At 56.9% G+C, this 19,024-nt stretch carries 14 protein-coding genes; 4 read left to right on the forward strand and 10 right to left on the reverse strand.

The genetic code is table 11. The annotated features are described in order from the left end of the window. Window positions 1-17 precede the first annotated feature (17 nt). From thrB to DWV57_RS06120, 4 genes are all read right to left on the reverse strand, one after another. Window positions 18-923: a homoserine kinase gene (gene thrB / locus DWV57_RS06105; RefSeq protein ID WP_005945895.1), complete on the reverse strand. Its 906-nt coding sequence runs from the start codon at window positions 921-923 to the stop codon at window positions 18-20. Window positions 924-951: 28 nt separating this feature from the next. Further along, complete coding sequence (locus DWV57_RS06110) at window positions 952-2,187, reverse strand: homoserine dehydrogenase (protein ID WP_120020267.1); 1,236 nt, start codon at window positions 2,185-2,187, stop codon at window positions 952-954. A 30-nt stretch (window positions 2,188-2,217) separates the two neighbouring features. Then, entirely contained in the window at window positions 2,218-2,658 is a 441-nt protein-coding gene (locus tag DWV57_RS06115) for an ACT domain-containing protein (protein ID WP_005945891.1), read from the reverse strand. A gap of 180 nt (window positions 2,659-2,838) precedes the next feature. Beyond that, a complete protein-coding gene (locus DWV57_RS06120) occupies window positions 2,839-5,364 on the reverse strand; it encodes a transglycosylase domain-containing protein (protein WP_120020268.1) in 2,526 nt (841 codons plus the stop codon). 269 nt (window positions 5,365-5,633) lie between these two features. Here DWV57_RS06120 and DWV57_RS06125 point away from each other — a divergent pair, with 269 nt between their 5' ends. Beyond that, a complete protein-coding gene (locus DWV57_RS06125; RefSeq protein WP_097775368.1) occupies window positions 5,634-6,008 on the forward strand; it encodes a hypothetical protein in 375 nt (124 codons plus the stop codon). A gap of 132 nt (window positions 6,009-6,140) precedes the next feature. Continuing rightward, complete coding sequence (locus DWV57_RS14495; protein WP_154255643.1) at window positions 6,141-6,311, forward strand: hypothetical protein; 171 nt, start codon at window positions 6,141-6,143, stop codon at window positions 6,309-6,311. A 54-nt stretch (window positions 6,312-6,365) separates the two neighbouring features. Here DWV57_RS14495 and DWV57_RS06130 read toward each other — a convergent pair whose 3' ends face one another. Continuing rightward, entirely contained in the window at window positions 6,366-8,144 is a 1,779-nt protein-coding gene (locus tag DWV57_RS06130) for a Na/Pi cotransporter family protein (protein ID WP_120020269.1), read from the reverse strand. A gap of 588 nt (window positions 8,145-8,732) precedes the next feature. After that, window positions 8,733-9,185 (reverse strand): CBS domain-containing protein, encoded by a 453-nt coding sequence (locus DWV57_RS06135; protein ID WP_097777622.1) that lies wholly within the window; start codon window positions 9,183-9,185, stop codon window positions 8,733-8,735. A 439-nt stretch (window positions 9,186-9,624) separates the two neighbouring features. On the opposite strand from DWV57_RS06135, the gene DWV57_RS06140 reads away from it, so the two are divergent. Together DWV57_RS06140 and DWV57_RS06145 are read left to right on the forward strand one after the other, a co-directional pair. After that, complete coding sequence (locus DWV57_RS06140; RefSeq protein ID WP_005945874.1) at window positions 9,625-9,975, forward strand: Asp23/Gls24 family envelope stress response protein; 351 nt, start codon at window positions 9,625-9,627, stop codon at window positions 9,973-9,975. A gap of 60 nt (window positions 9,976-10,035) precedes the next feature. Continuing rightward, window positions 10,036-11,730 (forward strand): DAK2 domain-containing protein, encoded by a 1,695-nt coding sequence (locus DWV57_RS06145; RefSeq protein ID WP_120020270.1) that lies wholly within the window; start codon window positions 10,036-10,038, stop codon window positions 11,728-11,730. Window positions 11,731-11,846: 116 nt separating this feature from the next. On the opposite strand, the gene DWV57_RS06150 is transcribed toward DWV57_RS06145, so the two are convergent. From DWV57_RS06150 to DWV57_RS06165, 4 genes are all read right to left on the reverse strand, one after another. Beyond that, window positions 11,847-16,136 (reverse strand): PolC-type DNA polymerase III, encoded by a 4,290-nt coding sequence (locus DWV57_RS06150; RefSeq protein WP_243112313.1) that lies wholly within the window; start codon window positions 16,134-16,136, stop codon window positions 11,847-11,849. 72 nt (window positions 16,137-16,208) lie between these two features. After that, the gene (locus tag DWV57_RS06155) at window positions 16,209-16,823 is read right to left on the reverse strand and encodes a Fic family protein (protein WP_120020271.1); all 615 of its coding nucleotides are present in this window, start codon (window positions 16,821-16,823) and stop codon (window positions 16,209-16,211) included. A gap of 14 nt (window positions 16,824-16,837) precedes the next feature. Further along, window positions 16,838-17,911 carry a flavodoxin-dependent (E)-4-hydroxy-3-methylbut-2-enyl-diphosphate synthase gene (gene ispG, locus DWV57_RS06160; protein WP_279221632.1) on the reverse strand — a complete coding sequence of 358 codons (1,074 nt, stop codon included), beginning with the start codon at window positions 17,909-17,911 and terminating at the stop codon, window positions 16,838-16,840. Then, the gene (locus DWV57_RS06165) at window positions 17,908-19,020 is read right to left on the reverse strand and encodes a site-2 protease family protein (RefSeq protein WP_120020273.1); all 1,113 of its coding nucleotides are present in this window, start codon (window positions 19,018-19,020) and stop codon (window positions 17,908-17,910) included. The genes ispG and DWV57_RS06165 overlap by 4 nt, the downstream gene beginning before the upstream one ends. Between the last annotated feature and the right edge of the window lie 4 nt (window positions 19,021-19,024).

A 19,024-nucleotide genomic window follows, 5' to 3' on the forward strand; every position in this document is an offset into this window, starting at 1 on the left:
CTTCCCTTACCCATTTATCATTCCACCGTTGCGCCGGTGTTATCGGCATCCAAACGCAGCAATGTAAATGCTTCACATCCGTCCAGACCTTCCAGAAGCTCCAGACCCTTTTCCAGCTTGGAATAAAACTTTTCGGCCTCTGCCTTTTCCGCTACGGCCATCACGGTGCTGCCCGCACCGGAAACGTAAACAGCCTTTGCACCGCACAGGCGTGCCATATCGAACACTTCCTTGGAGCCGGGCATCAGCGGCATACGGTAGGGCTGGTGCAGCTTATCCTCGGTAGCAATGGCCAGCAGGTCGTGTCTGCCCTCGCAGAAGGCGGCGGGCACTAGCGCAGCGCGCGAAAGGTTATATACCGCGTCCTTGTGGGAGACCTCTTTGGGCAGGGCCGCACGAGCGGCTTCCGTCAGCAGCTTGTAGTCCGGCACGATGGCGGCAAAGCACAGCGTTTCATCCACATTGCGTTTGACCGAGTACACCTTGCCATCCTCGAACACGCTGCTGGTCAGGCCGCCCAGCAGGGCCGGGGCCACGTTATCCGGGTGGCCCTCAATGGAGGTGGCCAACGTGAGCAGCTCCTGCGTGTTGAGCACATCGCCCAGCATCCGGTTTGCACCCAGCAGTCCCGCAATGATGCAGGCCGAGGAAGAACCAAGGCCGCGCGCCATGGGGATGGGATTCGTCTGGGTGATCTTGAGGGGCGGGATCTGCTTGCCCACCTTCTCAAACAGCCCCTTTGCCGAACGGTACACGAGGTTCGATTCACCGCGCGGGATGCGGGTACCGTCCGCAGACGAGATATCCAGCACTTCGCTCTCTTCAAAGGTGACCGTATTATACAGCGTCACCGCCAGACCCAGCGCATCAAAGCCGGAGCCGATGTTTGCACTGGTGGCCGGGACAGAAACCTTGATCTTCATAGCCGCCGCACCTTTCCTTATTCCGTTATCAGTTTTCTTCCGGCAGACGCTTGAGCACCAGCTTCACGCTGCCGCCCACGGCTTCCACCTTGCGGGCTGCTTCGGCCAGTGCCTTTTCGTCGGCTCGCTCCACAAAGTAAGCGCAGCCTTCGTAGCGTTCGTCCACCACCCTGCCATAGCCGTAGATGGCTTCCACCACCGCCGGAGCAATGCCTGCTACACGCACATAATATGCAGCAGGAGCCGGGTCGGTGAGCATTCCCTCCACCGGCTCAGCAGGCTGCCAGAACAGGCTGTCGTGCACCTTGGAGCCATGCTTCAGGGCATCCACAACGTCGGCCACCACGGCGCTGGCGGTGGGCAGCTTGCCTGCGCCCTTGCCGTAGAACACCACGTCGCCCAGCATATCGCCCTTGACCAGCACTGCATTGAACACATCGTCCACGCTGGCCAGCTGGTTTGCCTTGGGCACCAGACACGGCTCCACACCGGCAGCCACGCTGCCGTCCTTGCCGCGCTTCATCCATGCGATCAGCTTGATCACACAGCCCAGCTTTTCCGCCGCTTCCACATCTGCCGTGGTAATGGCACGGATGCCGCGGGTGGGAATGTTCTGGGGGTAGATCTGATGGCCGCACACCAGCGAGGACAGAATGGCGATCTTGCGGCAGGCATCACGGCCGTCCACATCGTCGCTGGGGTCCTTCGTCTCGGCGTAGCCCAGCTCTTGCGCGATCTTCAGCGCATCGTCAAAGCCCAGATTTTCGCGCACCATCTTGGTGAGCATGAAGTTGGTGGTGCCATTCACGATGCCCTCCACCTCGGTGATGACGTTTGCCGCCAGACACTGGTGCATCGGGGTGATGATGGGCGTACCGCCGCCCACAGAAGCCTCGAACAGGAAGGCACAGCCGTGCTCTTTGGCAAGGCCCAGCAGCTCTGCGCCGTAGGTGGCCACCATCTCCTTGTTGGAGGTGCATACGCTGCGGCCGCTCTCAAGGCAGGCCTTTACATACGGATACGCAAAGCGGGTGCCGCCGATGGTCTCCACCACCACCTTGATCTCCGGGTCTTCCAGAATGATATCGAAGTTCTTTATAAACAGGTGTGCATCCGGATGGTTTGAAAAATCCTTCGGGTCAAGGATGTACTTGACCTCCACCGGCTCACCTGCACGGCGGGAGACACCCGCAGCGTTGCGGCACAGTACCTCGTACACGCCGCTGCCCACCGTGCCAAAGCCCAGAATTGCGATTTTAGCCATTGTTGTTCTCCCTCGTTTTCTGAAGACTGCTTACAGATTGTACCCGCAGTGCACGCCTACCACCATACGCTGACGCGAAAGTTTTTCGGTCAGCTCTTCGGGAGTCATCTGCATGGTATCGGTGCGGATGGTGACTGCCACCAATGCGGCACCGTTTTCCGGTGTGGACTGGTTGATGGTCACAATGCTTGCACCTGCGGCGCTGATGCCGGCCAGCAGGCTCTGCAGTGCACCGGTCTCGTCCCGCAGAGTAGCCATGACGGTGATCACCTCACGGCCATTCTCGGAGTCAAAAATGCAGTCCTTATACTTATAAAAAGCGCTGCGCGAAAGATCGACTGCGCGGGTGGCAGCGGAAATGCTGCGTGCCTCCCCGCTGGCCAGAAGTTCCTTGGCGCGTACCACCTTGAGAAAAACCTCAGGCAGAACCTGCGCATCTACCAGATAAAAGCGGCGTTCCAACTTGTTCACCTCACAAACACAAGTGTTCTTGCAGTGAATATAATAGCATCCGGCCCCCTGCAATGCAAGAGGTCGGATGCGTTTTTGTCAGATTATCCAGTTTTGCTGCGGCAAGCGCGGTATTTCCTTGCCGGATTCACCCCACGCCGGTGCCGATAGTACGCCTTTTGTCCTTCATATGGCTACAGATCAGTCTGTATCCTGATTACCTGTATCCGCAGGAATGACAGCCTGCTCCGGTGCCGCAGTCTCCGCAGGTGCAGCCGCTGCAGGAGCTGCTGCATGGGAGTAGTTGCAGGTACCAGGCAGATCATCGGCGCGGTAGTAGCCCACGGCGGTACTGGGGCAGGAGCCACCTGCCAGCAGGCCGCTCTGGGTGCAGTAGCGGCGCTCCACCACACCGGCAGAGGTCGGGAATGCCTTATACGGCAGGTCTGCCTGCACCTGTTCCATCAGCGCCTTCCACGCCATAACACAGGTACGGGTCTTGGCCTGCTGCTTACCCAGCGTCTTGGTCATATCATAGGGTGCATCGTAGCCCCACCACACGGCGGTAACGTAGTACGGCGTGCCGCCCACGAACCACAGATCCTTTTCGTCGCTGGCGGTACCGGTCTTGCCAAAGGCTTCCATGCCGTTGGAGTTGGGGTAGCGGCCGCCGGCGGTGCCCACGCTGGAGTACAGCACGTTCTTCAGCAGGCGGTTCATCACATAAGCGGTATCCGGGGTCAGAGCCTGATAGCTGGTGGAGTTGTTCTCCAGATAGATATTGCCGTCACGGTCCAGCACGCGGGTATACAGATGCGGGGTGGTGTACTGGCCATCGTAGAAGATCTGGAACGCAGCTGCCAGCGCCGTGGGCGTAACGCCATGGGTCTGACTGCCCATGACCATCTGCGCCAGACCCACATCGTTTACCGGGTCCAGCGTGTTCAGCTGCAGGGTGTTGTACACAAAATTGAAGATGTTGCTTGCGCCCACCAGATCACCCACACGCACCGCAATGGTGTTCAGCGAGCGGGCCAGACCGTTCCACAGCGGCACATCACTGTTGTCGCCGTAGTTGCCGCCATAGTTGCGGGGCCAGCTGCGCCATGCGTTGGGATAAGCGCGCAGCTGCTTGTCGGAAAGGCCCATCAGGCCGTTTTTGCGGCAGTAATCTTCATCGCGGATCACCATATCCTGCTTCTGATACAAGGGCGAGTTGTTGAGCATGGTGGACCAGTTCACCAGACCATACTCTACACCCAGTGCATACGCACCGATAGGCTTGATGGTAGAACCCGTCTGACGAGTGACACTGTAGGCACGGTTCAGCGAGAGGCTCTTGTTCTTTTCGCCCAGACCACCCACAATGGCGATCACATTGCCGTCATAGTCCAGCGTGACCATGGCTGCCTGAGTACGCACATTGCGGTAATAGTAAACGGTACCGTCGTCGCCGGTGCGGGTCTTGGGCGTACCGTCCTCGTTCATCACCTGTACATCGTCATCCGAGATAGAGGTCACCTCTTCCTCATGCCAGCCGGCCGGGAAGTAGGCATCGTCCGTGTTGAGCATCAGGTTTTCCATGGCGGACTGCACCTTGGTGTTCACAGTCGACTCAACGGTAAAGCCGCCGGTGTACAGCAGCTTCTGTGCCTCGGATTCCGAAATGTTTTCCTTGTCCATGATGTCCTGCACCAGCTCGGTGAACAGTGCATCGGTAAAGTAAGAGGTAACGGAAGAATTCTTCTTGGTATTCTCTTCCTCGGCCAGTACCAGCGGCTGGGCCGCTGCGTTGCGGTAGTCCTCTTCGCTGATCACGCCCTGCTGCCACATGTTGTACATGAGGAAGTTACGGCGGTTGATCAGGTTTTCGGGGTTGGTGTAGGGGTTATAGTTGGTGGGGTTCTTGGTGATGGATGCAATGGTCGCACACTCCCACAGGGTCAGCTGGCTGACATCCTTATTAAAGTATTCGTTGGCCGCAGTCTGCACGCCCTGAATGGTGCCGGTAAAGCTGATGGTGTTCAGGTACGCTTCCAGAATGGTCTCCTTGGAATAGCTGCGGCTCAGGCAGAGGGCGCGGTAGATCTCGCGCAGCTTGCGCAGTGCGCCTTCAATGCCGCTGGCGCTCTTGTCGTCGGTCAGGTTCTTGATCAGCTGCTGCTCCAGCGTGGATGCACCCTGCTTGGAGCTGTAGATGGGCAGCAGGTATTCGTTGACCATTGCGCCGATGGTGCGCTTGAAGTTGACGCCGGGCTCGTTGTAAAAGTCCTTATCCTCGGTGCAGATGAACGCATACTGCAGGTTCGTGGGGATCTGCTCCAGATCCGCCCACACGCGGTGGCTGTTGGAAGAGCGCAGCGTGGCATACTCCACCTGTGCACCGGTGTCCGGGTCGGTGGCCATCACCACACTGGACTGGCTCAGCTCAATGTTGTCTAGATCCAGCAGGTCGCCGTCGTTGGCGGTAGCCTGCACCACGTAATATACAGCACCCACTGCCACCAGACTGCCTGCCATGATGCCCAGACAAATCAGTGTAGCAATGGTTCGGCCAATGAAGCGCAGAATGGGATGTCTGCCCTTTTCACGGGGTTCCTTTGGTTCTTTGGGTTCCCGGCCGCGTTTGGGTCCCAGCTGGGACTCCCGGCGGCTGTTGCTCACATTTACCTTCCGCCCCGCCGGTGCCGGGGAATGCCCCTCACCGGCACGGTTGATCTTTCTCATATCGGAGATAGAAATCGCCTCCTAACATTCAGGCTGCTTTTTCAGCGCCATGCGCTGGTACTTTTCCATCAAAGCGCACAGAACTGCACGCAATACCATATTATAGCACGTGCACAGAACGCGGGCAAGAACCAATCTTCGGCCCTGATAGGTCTAATCATCTGTAGTATAACACAATCTGCCGGACAAAGTACAGCATTCCCGTGTGAAAATTGACTGTGTCCCCCTGTTTTGGGGCATACTTCAGCCGGAAAGGAGCGTGTTTCTCCATGCGCAAACTGTGCACCTGCCTGTTCTACGGGCTGTGCGTATTCACCATCGTGTTCAGCCTGTTCTGGATGGCCCTGCCCAAGCTCAGCCTTCCGGTGCCCGACCCCGGCAGCGAAGCGCCGCCTTCCTCCGCAGCAGACCTTGCCGCACAGGCCATGCCGGAGCTTGCTGCCCAGAGCTACCGCCTGTGCGACAAAGGCGGGCGCGTAGCCGTTTACCGCTGCGGCACCAATGGCCAGCCGGATGTGCTTGTCACCGTCACCGGCATCTACACCAATCTTCTGCCGGAGAACGATGCCGTGCGCATCAAGCGCGGTGTGACCGTGTACAGCGAACGGGAACTGGACCTGCTGCTGGAAGATCTGGGCGGTTGAGTGCAGAATGCTCAATTTTTATCTACTTTTACAAATTATTTTTATTGACATCACGATATAGAAATTATATAATGACAATAGAAGTAAAGTTTCTTAACCGCCTGCAGCGATCATAAAAGGAAGTGCGTCCTCATGTCAGAACAGATCACCCTCCATTACCAGTGCCGTCTTTGCGGCAAGCAGCTGGACCGCGGTATCCACCTCGGTCCGCCCAGCCCCGGCACCTGCAGCAAAGCCGCCAAGGTAGACGGCTTTCACGGGCCGCACCGCTGGGTCATTGTCTCTTTGCCCAAAAGTGCTTGATTTTTAACGCAAAAAAGACCTCCGGGAAAAGTGCCCCGGAGGTCTTTCTTAGTTTCAGGCTTCCATTTCTTCCAGCGGAACAAGGTAGGCCTTGCGGCACTCCTCGTATTCCAGCATGTAGTCCTTGGTGGGGTTGTGGTGCATGATGCTCTTGAGGGTGTGGGAGTCGTAGTCCTCGCCGGCATCCATGCCGATCAGGCGGGCAGCAACGTTGGAGCAGTGATCCGAGATGCGCTCTGCATTGTTCAGCACATCCAGGAACACGACACCCGTATCAATGGAGCACACGCCGTCCTTCAGGCGCAGGATGTGCTGGTCGCGCAGGCGCTCCGCCATCACATCGATCACTTCCTCCAGCGGTTCCACCTGAGCCGCCAGGCGCATATCGTTGTTTTCAAAGGCATCGTTGGTCAGGTTCAGGATGCGGTTCAGTGCATTTTCCAGCAGCTGCAGCTCCTTGGTGGCGCTTTCACTGAAGGACGCTTCCTTTTCCTGCAGTTCTTCTGCCTTTTCCATAATGTTCACCGCATAGTCGCCGATGCGCTCGAACTCGGTAACAAAATTCAGCAGTTCGGTCACAGTGTGGCTCTCATCGTCGCCCAGCTCCTGATCGGTCATCTTGATCAGATAGTTGGAGATTGCCACCTCCATGCGGTCGATCAGGTTTTCACGCACCCGGATGGCGCTGACGGCATCCTCGTCCATCTTCAGCAGCAGCGGTGCAGCCAGATTCACATTGCGGGCAGCACGGCGGGACATCTTGATCACAGCGCTCTTAGCCTGCTGCAGGGCCACAGCCGGGCTTTTGAACAGACGTTCATCCAGCACCGGCATGCTCAGCTCCTGTGCTTCCTCGGCACTGTCCGGCACGGTAAGCATGGCCAGCTTGGAAAGCACGCCGCTGCAGGGCAGGAACAGCAGCATGGCGCACACGCTGGAAAGGGTGTGGATGTTTGCGATGGTGCTCTTGTTCATCACATCGTTCCACATGGGGATGCCAACGGTAAACTGCACCGCATACACCAGCGCCAGCAGGATCACGCTGCCAATGATGTTGAAGTACAGATGGATCAGTGCAGCGCGCTTGCCGTCCTTAGAGGAGCCGCCAATGGTGAGCAGCGGCGTAAAGGCCGTGCCGATGTGTGCGCCCAGAATAATGGGGATGGCAGAGCTGAAGGTGACCAGACCCGTGCTGGACAGTGCCTGCAGGATACCCACCGATGCCGAGGAGGACTGGATGATCACCGTGACCACCACGCCCACCAGAATGCCCAGAACGGGATTCGTCATGGTAACGAACAGATTCTGGAACACGGCGCTCTCACGCAGAGGAGCCACACCGGTGTCCATCAGGCTCATGCCGGTAAACAGGATGCCGAAGCCCAGCATGATCTGGCCGATGTTCTTCCTTTTAGCGCTGCGCAGGAACACATAAAAAATGCAGCCGATAAACGCCACCACGGGCGCAAAGGTCTTGGGCTGGATCAGTGTCAGCCAGAGACTGTCACCGGAGATATCCGCCATGCGGATCAGCTGGCCGGTAACAGTGGTACCAATGTTTGCACCCATAATGACACCTACCGACTGCGTAAGGGTCATGATGCCGGAGTTTACCAGACCGACACAAATAACGACCGTGCCGGCCGAGGACTGGATGACACCCGTGATGAGGGTGCCGAAAATAACGCCCTTGAGCGTTGAGGAGGTCAGCTTTTGCAGCACGCCCTGCATTTTGCCGCCGGCCAGCTTTTCCAGACCAGCGCCCATAATGGACATGCCGTACAGAAACAGCGCAATTCCACCCAACAGAGAGGTAATGTGTGTGATATCCATAACGATACTCCTAAAAATGATCTTCCTTTTGATCCTTGTACATCTGCCCTGCCCGCACACCGGGCCTGCTTGATCCGGCAGATGCTGCGGCCTGCCGCTCTGCTGCACAGAACGGCGCACAATGACCGCGCTTGGATTTATTATATCATTTTTTATCCTGTCACAACAAGGTTTATTTTACAAGAAAATCACTTTTTCTACACAATTTTCCGTCTCTTAATGAATTCGTGCTCTTTCCTTTTCAATTATTTTACATCAATTTTACATTTGTACTGAAGTCCCTGTCTGTTTGCGGGCGCTTACTCTGCCAGTTCTTCCATTGCTTCCCGCACCGTATCGGCCGAAAACAGGAACACTCCGCTGCCGGTGTATACTTCCACATGGCTTCCAACATAACGCAGTTCAAAATCTTTCATCCGTGTTCCCTCCTGTATCTCGTTTTTTGCAGCTTTTCAGAACGTTTTTGTTCCATGGCTGTATTATCGCACACAACAGGTACCATAAATCGGATCTTCAACGCATTTTGCAGACAAAAAGCCGCCCGGCTCCAGATGCGGAACCGGACGGCTGGCCACCTATTTATATCGTTCAATGCACAGCGGCATATTCCGGGATGCGCTGCTCATGGGCCTGCTGCTCCGTGCGGGCCTTCTCATAGCAGTAACGGATGATTGCCTGCCTGCGCACGATGCCAATGAAGATGCCGCGGTCATCCACAACCGGCACAAAGTTCTGGTTCATGGCCGCTTCGATTAGCTGATCCATGCTGGTGGTCACGGTGACAGCCTTGTAGTCGCGCTTGTGCGGGAAGGCCGAAATGGGGATATCCTCAGCCGCTTCCAGATCCAGACCATGGAACTTTTTCAGCCCCCAGAGAATGTCGCCCTCAGTCAGGGTGCCCACATATTTTCCCTGCCGGTTGAGCACCGGAATGGATGCGTAGCGGTTATTCTCCCACTTTTCCAGCGTCTGCCGAAGGGTAAAATCGTCGTAAACATACATCAGATCCTGCTTGGGTGAAAGGAAAAACAAAATATTCATGACAACAGCTCCTAAACATTGTTCCACGCGCCGTGCGCAAAAAATAACGCAGTTCGTCCGCACAAGCGGGACCCTGCGCCGCAGTCCCTATCCTTGTTTTTATTTTAGCACTTTTTCATAGTCAGATAAAGAGTTATCACCCACCTTTTATATTTTTTTAACAGATTGTTTGCTTTTTTTCGTCATACTTTCGGTTTTGATAAAAAGCAACCAGCGTCCGTTATACTATCACCTTCCCGGTGCGAAACCGCCCGAACCATGCCGCCAATGCAGAAACCTGCGCAAAAAGTTGATATACCAGCATTTTGCGCTGTACAAGCGCGCCCCAAAGTTGTATAATAATGTGGGTGTTTTTCGGCGCAGTATGCGTATCTGTCCGTCGCTGCGCCCCAGACCTTGAATGTGTTTTATGAAAATAACATAAAGGAGCAGAGCGACTATGATCACTTCCCGTTTCCCTCTGGGGGATGTCAGCTTTACGTCCGGGTATTTTGCTACTCTGGTAGGTGAAGCAGCCAAACAGTGTTACGGTGTTGCCGCAATGGCACCCCGTGATATGACCGATGCCGTCAGAAGCATGGTGCACGGTTCTGATTACCCGGAAAAGGGTGTCCGTGTCACGCAGGAGGATGGTCGTCTGGTGATCGAACTGCACATTGCAGTGAGCTATGGCCTGAACATTTCTACCGCCGCACGCAGCATCTCTCACCGCGTCAAGGACGAGGTGGAGCAGGCTACCGGCCTGAAGGTTGCCCGCGTTGTGGTTTCGGTAGACGATGTGATCGCCTGATTTTTGTTGGTTCATCCGAATGCGCCGGGCTTTTCCGGCAAGTACAAGGAGTAAAAAAGAATGATTTCTGGTAAGATCTTGCGTGACGCCATTATCTCTGGCGCCAACAACATCAACAATCAGCGCTCCCGCGTGGACGAGCTGAACGTTTTCCCTGTTCCTGATGGCGATACCGGCACCAACATGGGCATGACCGTGGGTGCTTCTGTGCGCGAGCTGGAAGCATTGGACGACAGCTGCACCGTGGGTGAGGCTTCCAAGACCGCTGCTTCCGCCATGCTGCGCGGCGCACGCGGCAACTCCGGTGTTATCACCAGCCTGCTGTTCCGCGGCTTCTCTAAGGCGCTGGAAGGCAAGAAGGAAGCCACCGCTGCCGACATTGTCGAGGCCCTGAAGAAGGGTGTCGAGGGTGCCTATAAGGCCGTTATGAAGCCCACCGAGGGCACCATCCTCACGGTTGCACGCATTGCCTCTGAGGAAGCTGCTGCCTGCGGTGCCGAGGATGTGCCCGCTCTGTGGGATGTGGTGATGACCGCCGGCCAGAAGGCTCTGGAGGACACCCCCAACCTGCTGCCTGTTCTGAAGAAGGCCGGCGTTGTGGATGCCGGCGGTCAGGGCATCATGGTCATCTTTGAGGGCATGGGCAAGGTGTTCCATGGCGAAGGCATCGTGGCAGGCGGAGAGGCTGCTCCCAACAAGGCAAAGCTCTCCACCGAGAACGCCGGCAAGGGTGTGTTCACCGACGACCTGATGAAGGTGGAGGACATCAAGAACGGCTACTGCACCCAGTTCCTGATCAACAAGTATGAGGGTGCAAGCGCCGCAAAGATGCGTGCCTTTGCAGAATCCAACGGCGACAGCGTGGTGTGCATCGAGGATGACGATGTGATCAACCTGCATGTGCACACCGCTGACCCCGGCAAGATCCTGAGCGAAGCCATCAAGTATGGCTACCTGACTAACTTCAAGATTGAAAACATGCATGAGCAGTTCCTGGCCCGCCAGAAGCAGGGCAAGAGCCTGGAAAAGCAGGCTTCTGCTGAGAAGGCCCCTTCTCAGTCCAGCGAGTTCGTCTACGCTGCTGTGGACCCCAGCCGTGACTATGGCTTTGTTGCCGTTGCCGCCGGTGAAGGCCTGAAGGCCGTGTTCACCGATCTGGCTGCAGACGCAGTGGTCTCCGGTGGTCAGACCATGAACCCTGCCACTGAGGATATCCTCGCCGCCATCCAGAGCGTGCCCGCAAAGACCGTGTTCGTGCTGCCCAACAACAAGAACATCATCATGGCTGCTGAGCAGGCCCAGAAGCTGGCCGACCGTCAGGTGGTCGTTCTGCCCACCCGCACCGTGCCCATGGGCATCACCGCCATGCTGAACTTTGATCCCTCTGTGAACGCCGAGACCAACACCATCAACATGATGGCTGCTGCCGACAAGGTGTCCACCGGTCTGATCACCTATGCTGCCCGCGACAGTGAGTACGACGGCAAGCGCATCAGGAAGGGTGAGATCATGGCTCTGGAGAACGGCAAGATCGTTTCCACCTCCAACGATATCACCAAAGCTACCTACCGTCTGGCACGCGGCATGTGCAAGAAGGATTCCAGCTTCGTCACCATCATTTCCGGCTGCGACGTGAGCGATGAGGATGCCGAGAAAGTGACCGAGATCGTAAAGGCAAAGTGCCCGAACCACGTTGAGGTCAGCCACATCCGCGGCGGCCAGCCCGTTTACTATTATATGATCAGCGTGGAGTAAACACTCCCCCGTTCTGCTGAATTTTTAAGCACCTGCGATTTTTGCCGCGGGTGCTTTTTTAAAGCAAAAGTGCCTGCACAGCTAAAGCCGTGCAGGCACTTTTGCTTTCAGGATCCTCAGAAGAAGCTCACCTGACTGCTCTCCGGCAGGTCGCCCAGAGCGCCCACCTGACGCAGACGGTCCAGAATGCTGCTGCCGACGCCGGAAGCCTGCTGCAGCTCTTCCACCGAGATATATTCTTCGCCGTGGATGGTCACCTTTTCCAGTGCATCGGCGGCAGCACCGCCAAGACCCTTCAGCGAAGAGAAAGGCAGACGTACCTTGCCGTCCTCCACCACATACTTGGAGCCGCGGCTCTTGCCCAGCTCAATGGGCAAAAACTCGTAGCCGCGCACCAGCATCTCGTTGACGAGCTGCAGGCTGACCAGCACATCCTCGTCCTTGGCGTTCTTCTCTTCCTTCAGGCGGCGCTTGACTTCTTCCATGTGGGCGCGGGCCACTGCCGCACCGCCCACAGCGGCTTCGTAGTCGATGTCGTCGCCGCGTACGGTAAAGTATACCGCATAGAACTCCGGCGGACGGTAGATCTTGAACCACATCAGACGAATGGCCGACATCAGGTAGGCCACGGCATGGGCCTTGGGGAACATATACTTGATCTTGCGGCAGCTCTCGATGTACCAGTCCGGCACCTCGTGCTCCCGCATGGCTTCCTCCCAGCCATCCTTGAAACCGCCCTTGGCCACCTTGCCCTTACGCACGGCCTCCATGATATCAAAGGCCATCTTGGGTTCCAGACCCTTGCGCAGCAGGTACAGCATGATGCTGTCACGGCAGCCAATGACCTCCGCAATGGTGCAGGTGCCGCTGCGAATCAGCTCGTCCGCGTTGCCGGTCCACACATCCGTGCCGTGGGACAGGCCCGAGATCTGGATCAGTTCGGAGAAGTTCTTGGGGCGTGCCTCCACCAGCATACCGCGCACGAAGTTGGTGCCCATTTCCGGGATGCCGAAGGTTCCGGTCTGGCTGTCGATCTGCTCCGGGGTCACGCCCAGCGCTTCGGGGCTGGTCAGCAGGCTGTACACCTTGGGGTCGTTCATGGGGATACTGTCGATGGGGATACCGGTGTACTCCTCAAAATACTTGTAGAAGGTGGGCATATCGTGGCCCAGTTCGTCCAGCTTGAGCAGGGTATCGTGCAGGTACTTGAACTCGAAGTGGGTGGTCAGCAGGCCGCCTGCCACATCGTCCGCCGGGTGCTGGATGGGACAGAAATCGTAGATCTCGTAGGTGTCCGGCACAACGACCATGCCGCCGGGGTGCTGACCCGTGGTGCGCTTGACACCGGTGCAGCCCAGAGTCAGGCGGTTCTCCTCCGCATGGTTCACCGTGCGGCCGCGCTCATCCAGATATTTTTTGACATAGCCGTAGGCGGTCTTGTCCTGAATACCGGACACGGTGCCCGCCTTGAACACGTTGGCTTTGCCGAACAGCTCCTCGGTATAGCGGTGCACATTGGACTGATATTCGCCGGAAAAGTTCAGGTCGATATCCGGCTCTTTATCGCCGTAGAAGCCGAGGAAGGTCTCGAAGGGAATATCGTGGCCGTCCACCAGCATCCGGGTGCCGCAGTTGGGGCAGTTTTTATCCGGCAGGTCAAAGCCGTCATCCACGCTGCCGTCGGTGATGAACTCGCTGTGCTTGCACTTGGGGCAGCGATAGTGGGGCGGCAGGCTGTTCACCTCCGAGATGCCGGAGAAGTGGGCCACGGCCGATGAGCCGACCGAACCACGGCTGCCCACCTGATAGCCGCCCGCGTTGGAATAGGCCACCAGTTTGACTGCAATCACGTACAGCACGGCGTAGCCATGGCCGCAGATGGAGTCCAGCTCCTTCTGCAGCCGCTTTTCCACAATTTCGGGCAGCGGGTCACCGTAATCGCGCTTGGCGTGTTCCCACGTAGCATCGCGCAGCTGCTGCTCTGCGCCCTCGATGCTGGGCGGGTAGGTGCCGCGCGGGATGGCACGAACATTGTTGTCGATCATCGCCGCGATCCTGCGGGGGTTCTTCACCACTACCTCGTAGGCTTTTTCCTTGGGCAGATAGTAGAACTGCGCCAGCATATCCTGCGTGGTGCGGAAGAACAGCGGCGGCTGGTTGTCGGCATCTTTAAAGCCGTTGCCCGCCTGCAGCACAGCGCGGTAAGCCGCGTCCTCCGGCTCGGTAAAGTGCACATCGCCGGTGGCAATGACCGGCTTATGCAGGTCCTCGCCCAGCTTGATGACCGTGCGGTTGAAGTTTTTGATGTCCTCTTCGCTGTCCACCTTGCCGTCCCGCACCATGTAGGCGTTGTTGCCCAGCGGCTGGATCTCAAGAATATCGTAGTAGGACGCGATCTTTTTCAGTTCTTCATAGCTGGTTCCATCCACGATGGCTCGGTACAGCTCGCCGGCTTCGCAGGCGGAAGTGAGCAGCAGGCCGTCCCGGTATTTGTTCAAAAGGCTCCGGGGCACCCGGGGCTTTTTGAAAAAGTAGTTCACATGGGCTTCGCTGACGATCTTGTACAGATTTTTCAGGCCCATCTGGTTCTTGACCAGAATGATGAGGTGGTAATACTTCTTTTTCAGCACCTCGCGGTTGCCGCCAAGGCCGGTGTTGATCTCGCTTACCTTCGCTACCTGCTTTTCTTTCAGGTCGTTCAGCATGACCCCGAAGATGCGGCCCAGCGCGGCAGAATCCTCACAGGCACGGTGGGCTTCGTAGGCAGGCAGCTCCAGATGCTTGTTGATGGTGCCCTGCTTGTAGTTGTGCAGGCCGGGGTACATGGCCTGCGCCATGGTCAGGGTGTCGATATAGGTCGGCTCCAGCTTGATGCCGCTGCGCTTGGCGGCGGCGCGCAGGAAACGCATATCAAAGGCGTGGACGTTGTGGCCCACAAGGATGCGGTCTCCCGCAAATTTGAGGAAGGCTTCCAGTGCTTCCTTTTCGCCGGGGGCATCCGCCACCATTTCGTTGGTGATGCCGGTCAGCTCGGTGATCTTGGGGGTGATGGGCTTGCCGGGCTTGACAAAGGTATCAAATTCCTCCACCACTTCGCCGTTTTTCACGATGACGGCACCGATCTCGGTCATATACTCCACGCCGGGGTCAAGGCCTGTGGTCTCGGTATCAAACACGCAGAACTCCCCGTCCAGCGGCTGATCCTTCACACCGTATACACAGGGGATCATGTCGTCCACAAAGTAGGCTTCGCAGCCGTAGATCAACTTGAAGTCCGGGTCTGATTTATGGATATCGTCCGCTGCCAGCATGGCTTCCGGGTAACCCTGACACACACCGTGGTCCGTGATGGCAACGGCCGGATGCCCCATGCGGTGGGCCAGCTTGACGATGCCGCCGGGGTCACAGAAGCCGTCCATGCTGGAAAGCTTGGTGTGCAGATGCAGCTCCACACGCTTGACCGGTGCGGTATCCTCCCGCTTTTTGCGCTCCACGATGAGCACATCGTAGGGGTAGACGATATAATCGTGTTCGTACTTGTCGTAGGAGCAGTCGCCGCGCACGATGAGGGTGGTGCCTTTGCCAAGGCTCTCCCACTTGGAGCAGTCCTCACCTTCCTGCGCGCGGATCTTCAGGTTGATGGAGCCCTGATAATCGGTGATGGATACGGTATAAATTTTGCGGAAGTTTCCCTTGACCTCCGAGAAGAACACATCGCCCCAGATCGTGCACTTGCCGCCCTCGCCGCCAAGGTCTTTCAGCGGGGTGAGGTTCTTGGGGGTGAACATCTTGCCGTGGAAAATGGTGACGGGCTTATCGGTCAGGTCCAGACCATCCACCTTGATGGACGGTGCTGTGTTCTTTTTCTCAAACTTGACCACCGGTGGCGCAATCTTGCGCTCCAGCTTTTCTTCCATCTGGTGCTGCTCGGCTTCGCTTACAGCGCTTTGCAGCGTTACCTGCGGCGTTACCCCGGTGTGGGCCGCAATGCGCTCTGCCAGCAGCTTTTCAAAGTGCATCTCCTGCAAAAACTTGGTGCCATGGCATACGCCGATGGTGATCTTCTGTCCGATGATGTTGATCTTGCACCGGTCCAGAAAGCCATTGATGGGCACGCCGTCCCGCTTCATCTCTTCCATCAGATCGCGCAGGGCCGCTTCGTCCAGCATGGCATAGCCAAACAGGTTCTGGATGCGCAGCTCAAAGCCCTCATAATCCGGCTGTAGGGATGCCAGCAGCCGGGCACAGAGATTTTTGTCCAGTGGCGCACCGCTGCGCAGGGTAAAGATGACCTGCCGCTCCTGCCGCAGCATCTGCGCATGCTCCACAATGACCTGCCCGAAGCAGTCTGCAAATGCCGGGTCCACCATGAACTGCGGCCACAGGTTGGATACGAGTGGTGTCACAAATGGTACTCCTTTTTATACAGCACAAACTGCCGCACCCGTTTTTGCAGGTGTGGCAGCAAAAATGTGGTTTTATTTCTTTGCAAGTTCCTCTGTTCTGAAAATCTGGTAGCCCTCATAATGATAGCTTGCATCAATCCCCTTCATATACACCTGACGGTCATTGATCTGTTCCGTCAGTGCTTTATGCAGCAGCACCTTGATTTCCAGATCTTTCACCGGGCTGCGCTCCATGGCCATCAGATAGTCGCTTTTATCCACGCGGCTCCAATCCACCACCTGATGCAGTTTTTTTTTCAGGATGCTGTCCAGCCAGATACGGGTACTGCGGCCATTGCCTTCCCGGAAAGGGTGCGCCACGTTCATCTCCACATATTTTTCAATAATTTCATCAAACGTGGACTGCGGCATCTGGTCAATGCTTTCCAGTGCCGGGCGCAGATACATGACCGGTGCAAAGCGGAAATTTCCCTTTGCGATGTTTACGGTGCGCATCTGACCGGCAAATTCATAGATATCTTCAAACAGATATTTATGGATCATTGCAAGGCCTGCAAATGTTCCCACCGGAAAAGTATTCAGCAAACCCGTATCATACAGCGCCAGCGCCTTTTGTTTGCTGATTCTTTCCTCTTCACGGGCAAGCTCCAGTTCATCTGTCAGGCCCAGTTTGTTTTGCAGTGCCATAGCATTCTCCCATTTTACAGTTTATAGACCTCATCCATGAACTGATCCAGGATGTTGTCTCCGGTCAGCTTTTTGATGGGCTTGCCGTGGATGAACAGCACCGCCTCGCCTTTGCCGCCGGCAATGCCGATGTCTGCTTCACGGGCTTCACCGGGGCCGTTGACCACGCAGCCCATCACGGCCACCTTGATGGATTTTTTGCAGCCCTGCAGCCGCTTTTCCACCTCATTGGCGATCTCGGTGCAGGGATACTGGGTGCGGCCGCAGGTGGGGCAGGTGATGACCTCCGGGCCTGCTACCGGGAAGCCCACGGCGCGCAGGATGTTGTAGCCCGCTTCCACTTCCTTTTCTGGCTCTGCGGCCAGCGAGACGCGGATGGTATCGCCAATGCCTTCCAGCAGCATTCCGCCGATGCCCATGCCGCTTTTCAGCAGACCCATCTGGTAGGTACCCGCCTCGGTAACACCCACATGGAGCGGGTAATCCGTGACAGCGCTGAGCTGGCGGTAGGCCTCCATCATGCGGGGCACATTGGAGTTCTTGATGGAAATGACGATGTTGTTGAAATCGAATTTTTCCAGCAGGCGCACATGGTACAGTGCACTCTCCACCATGGCCTCCGGCGTGGGTGCGCCGTATTTTGCAAGAATATGCTTTTCCAGACTGCCGCCATTCACGCCGATGCGGATGGGAATGTTCTTGCGCTGACAGGCATCCACCACAGCCTTCACCCGGTCATCGTCGCCGATGTTGCCGGGGTTGATGCGGATCTTATCCACACCCACATCTGCGCAGGCCAGAGCCGCCTTGTAGTCAAAATGGATGTCTGCCACAATGGGGATGTTCACCGCATTCTTGACGGCTTCGATGCACTTTGCATCCGCCGGGCTGGGGCAGGTCACGCGCAAGATCTGACAGCCAGCAGCTTCGCACCGCTTTGCCTGCGCCACATTGCCCTCAATATCCTCCACCGGCACGTTGAGCATCGTCTGCACCGCAATAGGATTCTTGCCGCCGATGGTCACATTGCCGATCTTCACTTCCCGTTTTAACTGCCTCATAAAGCTCCCCTTTCTGTTTTTGCTCACATTGCACCGGTCACAAGCCGGATGATATCATTATAGGTTGCAAAGAGCATCAGGCCAAACAGCAGTGCAAAGGCCGCAATGGTCAGTGTGCCCTGCAGCTTTTCCGGCACTGCATGGCCGGTAACGCCCTCAATGATCAAAAATACCACCTTGCCGCCATCCAGTGCCGGGAAGGGCAGCAGATTGAACACGCCCAGATTGATGGTGATGAGGGCCAGCAGCTCCAGCAGATCCTGCCAGCCGTAGCTTGCCGCCTGACCGATCGCTGTCACGATACCCACCGGGCCGGACAGATTGTTGATGCTCTCGCGTCCGCGCACAAGGTCTTCCAGCGAGGTAAACACGATGCGTCCGTAGTACAGGGTGCTGTTCCACGCTTCTTTTAACACATTGAGCGGTGTTTTTTTGATGCCGTACACCGTAAAGCCAAGGGTCATATGGGTCTGGCCGTCCTCGTCCTGCCAGGTGTTGAACTGCACGTCCGACAGTTCCACCTTCTGGCCGTCCCGCTTGACCGTAAAATCGGCGCGATAGGCTTCGGTGCGCACCAGCTCATAAAGGATGTCGTTGGCCACAAAGCAGCGCCTGCCGTTCACGGCAACGATCTCGTCCCCCGCCTGCAGGCCGGTCTGGCCGCAGAGGGCATCGTTCTCAATGGAATAGATGGTCTTGCTGGTGATGGCTCCTTCCTGTGCTGCCACAAGAATGACCAGCACCACAAAGCCCAGCACGAAATTCATGAAGGCACCTGCCACCATCACAAGCACACGCTGCCATACCGATGCCTCGTTCAAAGGGATGCCGGTGCGCTGCTCCGGCGGGACAGGGTTTTCGTCCTCTGCTTCCCGTTCGTCGCGGGCCGCTTCGGCCTGCTGGCTCTCGGGGCTTTCCTCGCCCTCCAGCGCCACATAGCCGCCTACCGGCAATGCACGCAGGCTGTACTGGGTGCCCTTGTAAATTTTCTTCCACAAAGCCGGCCCCATGCCGATGGAAAACTCGTTGACCTGAATGCCGCAGAGCTTTGCCACGGTAAAGTGCCCGAATTCATGAATGGCGATCACAGCGCTGAACACGATCAATGCGGCGATCAGGGTGATAAAAATTGACATTGCG

Origin of the sequence: Faecalibacterium sp. AF10-46 (genome assembly GCF_003604105.1) — a bacterium.
Taxonomy (GTDB): domain Bacteria; phylum Bacillota; class Clostridia; order Oscillospirales; family Ruminococcaceae; genus Faecalibacterium; species Faecalibacterium taiwanense.

Bases quoted from the DNA above. Each gene is read 5' to 3' on its own strand.
- thrB (WP_005945895.1), bottom strand. From the start codon at position 923: ATGAAGATCAAGGTTTCTGTCCCGGCCACCAGTGCAAACATCGGCTCC.
- DWV57_RS06110 (WP_120020267.1), bottom strand. From the start codon at position 2,187: ATGGCTAAAATCGCAATTCTGGGCTTTGGCACGGTGGGCAGCGGCGTG.
- DWV57_RS06120 (WP_120020268.1), bottom strand. From the start codon at position 5,364: ATGAGAAAGATCAACCGTGCCGGTGAGGGGCATTCCCCGGCACCGGCG.
- DWV57_RS06125 (WP_097775368.1), top strand. From the start codon at position 5,634: ATGCGCAAACTGTGCACCTGCCTGTTCTACGGGCTGTGCGTATTCACC.
- DWV57_RS14495 (WP_154255643.1), top strand. From the start codon at position 6,141: ATGTCAGAACAGATCACCCTCCATTACCAGTGCCGTCTTTGCGGCAAG.
- DWV57_RS06130 (WP_120020269.1), bottom strand. From the start codon at position 8,144: ATGGATATCACACACATTACCTCTCTGTTGGGTGGAATTGCGCTGTTT.
- DWV57_RS06135 (WP_097777622.1), bottom strand. From the start codon at position 9,185: ATGAATATTTTGTTTTTCCTTTCACCCAAGCAGGATCTGATGTATGTT.
- DWV57_RS06140 (WP_005945874.1), top strand. From the start codon at position 9,625: ATGATCACTTCCCGTTTCCCTCTGGGGGATGTCAGCTTTACGTCCGGG.
- DWV57_RS06145 (WP_120020270.1), top strand. From the start codon at position 10,036: ATGATTTCTGGTAAGATCTTGCGTGACGCCATTATCTCTGGCGCCAAC.
- DWV57_RS06155 (WP_120020271.1), bottom strand. From the start codon at position 16,823: ATGGCACTGCAAAACAAACTGGGCCTGACAGATGAACTGGAGCTTGCC.
- DWV57_RS06165 (WP_120020273.1), bottom strand. From the start codon at position 19,020: ATGTCAATTTTTATCACCCTGATCGCCGCATTGATCGTGTTCAGCGCT.